This is a genomic window from Flavobacterium erigeronis (genome assembly GCF_054075165.1).
On record NZ_JBSKGP010000031.1, the window covers coordinates 1 to 478 of the forward strand.

Annotated in this window: 1 pseudogene; it reads left to right on the plus strand. The window is 39.7% G+C overall.

The annotated features are described in order from the left end of the window. Window positions 1–478 (plus strand): annotated as a pseudogene (locus ACWA1F_RS23950) (OmpA family protein); the annotation flags it as partial.

Consider the following 478-nt stretch of genomic DNA (forward strand, 5'->3'; position numbering starts at 1 on the left):
GTCTGATATGCCGGGAACTATTGGTTCTACTGATCTTTTTGTAGTGGACATTCTAGGCAATAACCAATTTTCTAATCCGAGAAATTTGGGCGAAAAAGTCAATACAACCGGACGTGAAATGTTTCCGTACATTACCGATCAAGCCTTGTATTTTGCTTCTGACGGATTTTTAGGCCTCGGCGGACTTGATGTTTTTGAAAGCCGTATAACAGATGGCAATTTTGATTCTCCTTCCAATCTTGGAGCGCCTTTAAACAGCAATCTTGACGATTTTGCTTTTATTGTAAACGAAGAAACCAATCGCGGTTTTGTCTGTTCGAATAGGAAAACAGGAAAAGGCGACGACGATATTTATTCGTTTGAGCGCTTTTGCAACCAGTCGATCAGTGGTTATGTTTTTGATGCCATTTCCAACAGTAAAATTGCAGGCGCTATAGTGATTCTTAAAAACCAAAATGGCGAAAAAATAGCAGAAACG